Raw genomic sequence first — 7,137 nt, forward strand, 5'->3', positions numbered from 1 at the left:
TTCACTCGCTCCGAAGGTCAGAGGTCAGGGGAACGACGGGGGCCTCGGCGGGCAGCTGCTCGGTGGCCGGACGAGCGGCGGGCGGCTTCGCGACGGGCGGCTGGACGGCGGGAAGGTGCGCCGCAGGCGGGTGCGCGACGCGGCCCAGGCGGATGGTGTCGTCCGTCCTGAGGTCCGTGGCCTCGCCGGGGCGACCGTCCGCCGGGCGGACGGCACCGGTCGGCCCGTCCCGGAAGAGCCGGTCCACGGCGACGACCGGCGAGCCCTCCTCCTCCCGACGCCCACCGCCGGCCGCCGGCAGGGCCCGCCCGCGCTCGGCGGCCGCGCGCCGGGGGACGGCCCGGATCCCGCTGCGGGCGGTCAGCGCCGACAGCGCGGTCGCGGCCGAGAGGCCCGCCGGGGCCGCGACCGGCAGCGCGAGGGTGGGCGCCGGGTCCCGCTCCCGATCGACGGCGCCCCGCCGCATCACCGTCGCGGCCTTCTCCGGAACGGTTCTTTCCGGCACCGCTCTCTCCGGCACCACTTCCTCCGCCGGCGGCCGGACCACCGGCAGCGCCGTCGTCCGCTCGGCTGCCGCCGGTGCCATCACCGCTGCCGTCGCCGGTGCCGCGGCCGGCACCGCGACCCGGTCGCCCGGACGTTCCTCGGCCCCGTCCCCCGCCGCCCGGGGCTTCGACGGCCGGACCGGTGCGGGCCCGGCCTGGGGCCGGAGGTGGCCCGACCGTCCGGAGCCGACCGGCAGGGCGGCCCTGGGAGCGGGCTGCTCGACCACCCGGTCGGCGAGCTCGTGCAGCAGGATGCCGTGCCGGTAGGCGAGTTCGCCGATCTCGGTCCGCCCGATCCCGGCCACCGCGAGCCCCGCCCCGCCGTCCCGGCGGACCTGCGCGCCGTGGCCCGCCAGCAGATCGGCGAGCCGGGCCATCTGCGGTCCCCGGACGGCGACCTCGGGGCTGAGCCTGGTGCGCCGGAACTCCGGCAGCGGTTGGTCGGCCGCCATCCGGCCCTCGTCCAGGGTGATCACCCGGTCGGCGAGAGCGGCGGCCTCCTGCGGGGTGCGGGTGGTGACCAGCACCGTGCCACCGGCGGCGGCGAACGAGCGCAGGAAGGAGTGGAACCACTCCACGTTGCGCGGGGAGAGCCCCTCGGTGGGCGCGTCCAGGAGCAGCGTGCCGGGCTCGCCGAGCAGCGCGGCGGCGAGCGCGAGCCGGCGGTGCATGCCGGGCGAGAAGGTGCGCAGGCGCTGGTCGGCGACGGCCGCGAGCCGGGTCTGTTCCAGCAGTTCGTCGGCCCGCCGGGCCGGCACCCCGACGGCCGCGGCCAGCATCCTGAGGTGTCCCCGGGCCTTCCGGTCGGGGTGTCCGACGGTCTCCGCCGCCCCCGGCGCGCCGCCCGCTCCGGCGAGGAGCACGCCGACCTCGTGCTCGGGCCGCCGCAGCCGGCGGTAGGTGCGGCCGGCGAAGAGCGTGACGCCCCGGCCTCGTTCGAGTTCCAGCATCAGCCGCAGCGCGGTCGACTTGCCCGCCCCCTCGGGACCGAGCAGCGCCGTCACCGTGCCCGGGCGGGCGTCGAAGGTCAGGTCCAGGAGTGCCGGTGGAACGCCCCGGCGGTAGACCTTGGTCAGTCCGGTGATCTGGATCATCGCTGGCTGCTCCCATGCCCTCGGCCGACCTGGTCCGCGCGGCGCCGGATCGCGCCGGTACGGTTCCGCGCCAGCACATTAGGGGGCCGCGGCGGCGATTCCGGGCATTACGGGAGCGGCGCGGGCCCAGCGCCCGCACACCTCACCCGATCAGGGGACAATCCGATCCTGCGACCTGGACGTTCGGACCACCGGCCGCGAGGGGCTCAGGGCTCCCGGCGCGGCGGCTCAGGACTCCGGGCGCAGCATCGGCGGGTTGAGCGCATTGGCCCCGCCGGAGGTGAACAGCTGGGCCGGGCGTCCGCCCTGACGGGTCGTCGTCCCACCGGAGGGCAACAGGAAGCCGGGGGTGCCGGTCACCTTGCGGTGGAAGTTCCGCGGGTCGAGGACCACGCCCCAGACCGCCTCGTAGACCCGGCGCAGCTCGCCGACGGTGAACTCGGCCGAGCAGAAGGCCGTCGCGAGCGAGGAGTACTCGATCTTGGAGCGGGCCCGCTCCACCCCGTCCGCCAGGATCAGCCCGTGGTCGAAGGCGAGCGGGACGCCGTCGACCTGGTTCGGGCCGAGGAGTTCGGTGACCGGGGCCCAGCGGGCGCCGCTGGCGTCGCCGCCGGCGCGCGGGGTCGGCAGGTCGGGCGCCAGCACCAGGTAGGCCACGCTGACCACCCGCATCCGGGGGTCGCGCTGCGGGTGGCCGTAGGTGGCGAGCTGTTCCAGGTGGGCGCCGGCGGTGCCGGGCCCGGTCGCTTCGTGGCCGGGGGCGGAGTAGGCGCGCAGACCGGTCTCCTCGGCCAGCTCCCGCGAGGCGGCCTCGGCCAGTCCCTCGTCGGGGCGCACGAATCCCCCGGGGAGCGCCCAGTAGCCCTGGTAGGGCGGCTCACCCCGGCGGACCAGCAGGGCGCAGAGCGCGTGCTCGCGCACCGTCAGCACGACCAGGTCGACCGTGACAGCGAAGGGCGGGAAGGCCGACGGGTCATAACGCGACATGGCGACGATCATAGTCGTCTCTCTGACGATAAGCACAGGCCCGCGGACGGGCCGTACTGCGGCGGTCCGTTCACGCCGTCCGCCCCGCGCGGGCCGGTGGAGTCCGGCCCGCGCCCGGGCGGTGGGGACGGAGACCGCGTCAGCGGGCCACCAGCTGGAGCTCGGCGGAGGCCTCCTCGACCATCGCCACGCCGATCCGGCTGACCCGCACCGAGAACGGCTCGCCGGCCACCCGCAGCCCCGTCAGTTCCAGTTCCCCGAGCGGCGCCGTGCTGGCCGGGCGGACCAGCACCCGCCCGCCGGGGACGTCCGGCCGGACCCCGGCGAGCGCGAACACCGCGTGCGCGGCCCCGGCGGCCGAGACCGCCGCCGGCCGACAGGCACCGGGGTGCGGCACCGGCGGACAGCCGGGCGTCCACTGCTCCCCCGCGTACATCTCGGGCAGCCGGCCCTCGAAGTGGGCGGCGGCGGCGAGCAGCCCCTCCAGCAGGGCCCCGGCCTCGTTCTCGTAACCGGCCTCCGCGAGCCCGGCGACGGCGAGGGCGGTCTCGTGGACGCGCACCGCCCCGCTGCGGTGGCCCAGCGGGTTGAACCGGGGCGACTTGGCGCTGAGCGTGCGCAGCCCCCAGCCGCTGTCGAGTTCGGGCGCGGCCAACCGCTGGGCGAGCAGCCTGGTCTGCTCGCGGTCCAGCAGGCTCTCGTGCCGGCCGCCGTCGGCGGACAGGCCCGGGTCGAGGAGGTGGACCAGGGCGGCGGCGACGGCGGGCAGCGGCTGGCCGCCCGGGGCGAGCCCGGCGGCGGGGCGGCCGCCCGAGAGGTCGTCCACCCAGAACCGGTCGCGGAACCGGCCGCGCAGGGCGGCCGCCCAGCCGCGCCACTCCTCGGCGCCGGGCCGTCCGAAGGCCTCCAGCAGTTCGGCGCCGTGCAGCGCGGCCCGGTGCGCCTGGGCCTGCACCTCGGCCCGGGCCGGCACCGGGTGCGCCGACCGCTCCTCGACGGGGCGGCTCAGGTCGGTGACGAAGCCGTCCACCAGACCTTCGCGCAGCGCGCCGAGCGCGCGCTCGGCGGCCGGGAGGAGTTCGGCCACCTCGGCCCGGGACAGGCCCCAGCGCCAGGCCTCGGCCAGCACGGTGACGAACAGCAGGGTCGCCTCGGTGGCGGTGCAGGTCGGCGGCAGCTCGGGGCCGCCGTGCCGCAGCGCGCCGGGGAGCAGCCCGTCGGGGCGGCGGGGGCCCTGGCCGGGTGCGCCGGCGGGCTGCTGACGGCGGGCCAGGGCGCGCAGGGTGCCGGCGGCGAGCCGGGTGCCGAGCGGCAGGGTCAGCCGGGCCGCCCACAGCGCGTCGGCCGGGGCCAGGCCGAACCGCCAGGGCGCGCCGGAGGCCAGGTAGAGGTCGGTGGGGCGGTCGGGGTCGGCGAAGAGCAGCCCGCCAAGGGCGTCCAGGGAACGCGACACCACCAGCCCCGCGCGCGGGTCGTCGCAGCGCACCTCGGGCTCGGCCCACGGCAGCGGGACCCCGGCACCGCGGCCGCCCGGCGGGCGCGGCGCGGGCGCCGTGGCCTCCAGCACGGCCCGCAGCTCGACCGACCAGCGCCCACCCGGCTGGACCTCCAGGTCCCAGCGCAGCACGCCAGCTCCGGCCAGCACGGCGTGCGGCGAGGGCTGGGCGCTGACCGTGGCGCTGTGCGTGGGCCCCGCCCAGCGCAGCCCCGCGGACTGCACCTGGCCGGGCAGGTCCGGGGGGCGGTGGCCGGCGGCGATCTCGCCGACCGGGCCGAGGTCGGTGGCGAGGGCGATCTCCAGCGGCAGCCGGGCCGGACGGCTGCCGGCGTTGCGCACCGTGACGCTCTCCACTCCGTCGGCGTGGCGCACCCGCTCGACGGTGAGCGCCGGGTCCGGGTCGAGGTCGCCGGGGAGGCGGACGGCGCCCAGGAAGCGGGCCTGGGCCGCCGAGGTCAGGGTGCCCTGGAGCGGCAGCGGCTCGACCCCGCCGAGGCGCAGCTCCATCCGGGCGACCACCCGGACCCCGGCGCGGTAGAAGCCGTGCAGGCCGTGTCCGCGCAGCTGGCCGTCGGGGCCCGAGGCCGCCATCGCGGGCGCGTTCACACAGAGCACCGCGTGGTGGGTGGCGGCCGGCTGCGGGCGCGGCGGCGCGGGCCGGGCCGGGCCGCCGGGGCCGGCCGGCTGGGCCTGCTCCGGCCGGCCGACCGGTCTCGGTGCGCCGACCACACTCTCGGCCGGCGTGGCCTGTGGTGGCCTGATCGCGGTCACCGGACTCTCCTCCCCTCGGCGGTCCGGTGGCCGGTCAGGGCCGGTGGGCCGCGAGCATGTTCGATCGCGTGCGTGCTGGTGTCGGGTCGGCGGACACCCCGCCGACCGCTGTGCCGTGTCTGGCCGTACCCGGTGCCGGGCCGTGCCAAGCGGCGCCCGGTACCGAGTCGGTACCGGCCCCGCGTCGTTCGCCGCCGGGCGTCCTCGCGCCCGGTCGCCGCCGTACCGCCCGGCACACCGCCGGGCCCCGCGGTCCGCCCGCGCCGGTGACGGCGCCGGAACCCGGTCCGGCACCGGCGCCCGTTCCCCGCGGGGCGGTCGGCGCGCGGGCACAAGGCCCCCGGAGTGAACGCCGGAGACCGGCGGCAGGTCACGCCCGCCGGGTCGACCGGGCACCCGTACCGGCCCGAGCGGCGTGGCCGCCGGCCGAACCGCTGCCGCTGCCGGTCCGTCGTGCCCGGCCGCACGGGCCGCCGGGTGGGCGGTCGCGGGCGGTGGCCGTCGGGGCGGCCCCGGGCCGCGGTCAGGATACGGTGCGGTGGTCGCGGCCCCGTCACCGGCAACCCCGGCCGGGGCCGGCGCGACCGCTGTGACCAGCAGAGACCGAGGAGTTGTATGTCCACCGCCAGCCGGCTGCCCGGGATTGCCTTCACCGACCACGTCTTCCGGGTGCCGCTCGACCACGCCGCCCCGCAGGGCGAGCAGATCGAGGTGTACGCCCGTGAGGTGGTCGCCGCGGACCGCACCGGGGACACCGGTCTGCCGTGGCTGCTGTTCCTCCAGGGCGGCCCGGGCGGCAAGGCCGGCCGCCCGCTCGGCCGGGACGGCTGGCTGGAGCGCGCGCTCGACGACTACCGGGTGCTCCTGCTCGACCAGCGCGGCACCGGGCGGTCCACCCCCGCGACCCGGCAGACGCTGGCCCGGCGGGGCGGCGCCAAGGAGCAGGCGGACTACCTGGCGCACTTCCGGGCCGACTCGATCGTGCGGGACGCCGAGCTGATCCGCCGTCGGCTGCTCGGCGACGACCGCCGGTGGAGCGTGCTCGGTCAGAGCTTCGGCGGCTTCTGCACCCTCACCTACCTCTCCATCGCTCCCGAGGGCCTGGACCAGGCCTTCGTCACCGGTGGCCTGGCCGGCCTGCGCAGCTCCGCCGACGACGTCTACCGGGCCGCCTACCCGCGCGTCGTCCGCAAGAACGAGGGCCACTACGCGCGCTTCCCGCAGGACGTCGAGGCGGTGCGGCGGATCGCCGCGCACCTCGCCGACGCCCCCGCCGACCTGCCCGACGGCGGCCGGCTCACCGTCGAGGCCTTCCAGGCGCTCGGGCTGCTGCTCGGCGGCGGCAGCGGCTCCGGGACCCTCCACTACCTGCTGGAGGAGGCCTGGGTGGAGGGCCCGGCCGGCCCCGAGCTCTCCGACACCTTCCTCGCCGGCGCCCAGGCGCAGCTCTCCTTCGCGCAGGGCCCGCTCTACGCCGTCCTGCACGAGTCGATCTACGGCCAGCGCTCGGTGGACCCGGCCGGCACCGGCTGGTCCGCCGCACGCGTCCGCGCGGAGTTCCCGGAGTTCGACGCCCGGGCCGCGCTGGAGTCCGGCGCGCCGGTGCTGTTCACCGGGGAGATGATCTACCCCTGGATGTTCGACACCGACCCGGCGCTGCGCCCGCTGAAGGAGACCGCGGAGCTGCTGGCCGCCCGCACCGACTGGCCCGACCTCTATGATCCGGCCCGGCTGGCCGCCAACGACGTGCCGGTGGTGGCGGCCGTGTACCACGACGACATGTACGTCGACACCGCCGACTCGCTGGAGACCGCGCGGGCCGTGCGGGGGCTGCGGACCTGGATCACCAACGAGTGGGAGCACGACGGCCTGCGGGTCAGCGGGGGCAAGGTGCTCGACCGCCTGATCGCGATGGCGCGCGGCGAGGCGTAGCCCGGTACCGGTACCGGCCGCCGGGCGGAACGGGCCCGGCCGGGGGGACGGTCGGGGACGCCGCTCCGGTGGCGACCGGACGGGCCCGGGCCACCCGCCGCGACCGCCAGGACGTCAGCGGCCACGACGCTCCGCCCCCTCTGCGCACACGCCCCGGAAGCGGCCCCGCCGGCAGCCGCCCACCACCGCGGACGACGGCCGGGGCGCCGACCGGGCGAACCGTGCCGCGCGGAGGGCGCGCTGCCGGTCCTGCGCCCGGCAGCCCGGCGCCGCCGGAGCGGCGCCCGGGCGGCCACCGACCGCCGCGCAC

General features: G+C 78.2%; 4 protein-coding genes. 1 reads left to right on the plus strand and 3 read right to left on the minus strand.

From position 1 onward, the window contains the following. Position 1 precedes the first annotated feature (1 nt). From ACFVVU_RS32165 to ACFVVU_RS32175, 3 genes are all read right to left on the minus strand, one after another. A complete protein-coding gene (locus ACFVVU_RS32165) occupies positions 2–1,639 on the minus strand; it encodes an ATP-binding cassette domain-containing protein (protein ID WP_387793672.1) in 1,638 nt (545 codons plus the stop codon). Between the two features lie 228 nt (positions 1,640–1,867). Beyond that, positions 1,868–2,626 (minus strand): NUDIX domain-containing protein, encoded by a 759-nt coding sequence (locus tag ACFVVU_RS32170; protein ID WP_380684948.1) that lies wholly within the window; start codon positions 2,624–2,626, stop codon positions 1,868–1,870. Between the two features lie 139 nt (positions 2,627–2,765). Then, the gene (locus tag ACFVVU_RS32175; protein ID WP_380684947.1) at positions 2,766–4,895 is read right to left on the minus strand and encodes a glycogen debranching N-terminal domain-containing protein; all 2,130 of its coding nucleotides are present in this window, start codon (positions 4,893–4,895) and stop codon (positions 2,766–2,768) included. A 615-nt stretch (positions 4,896–5,510) separates the two neighbouring features. Here ACFVVU_RS32175 and ACFVVU_RS32180 point away from each other — a divergent pair. Continuing rightward, entirely contained in the window at positions 5,511–6,827 is a 1,317-nt protein-coding gene (locus tag ACFVVU_RS32180) for an alpha/beta fold hydrolase (RefSeq protein ID WP_380684946.1), read from the plus strand. Positions 6,828–7,137: the final 310 nt, after the last annotated feature.

It is taken from the genome of Kitasatospora sp. NPDC057965 (assembly GCF_042887135.1).
In the GTDB taxonomy this organism is placed as follows: Bacteria; Actinomycetota; Actinomycetes; order Streptomycetales; family Streptomycetaceae; genus Kitasatospora.

Bases quoted from the DNA above. Each gene is read 5' to 3' on its own strand.
- ACFVVU_RS32165 (WP_387793672.1), bottom strand. From the start codon at position 1,639: ATGATCCAGATCACCGGACTGACCAAGGTCTACCGCCGGGGCGTTCCA.
- ACFVVU_RS32170 (WP_380684948.1), bottom strand. From the start codon at position 2,626: ATGTCGCGTTATGACCCGTCGGCCTTCCCGCCCTTCGCTGTCACGGTC.
- ACFVVU_RS32180 (WP_380684946.1), top strand. From the start codon at position 5,511: ATGTCCACCGCCAGCCGGCTGCCCGGGATTGCCTTCACCGACCACGTC.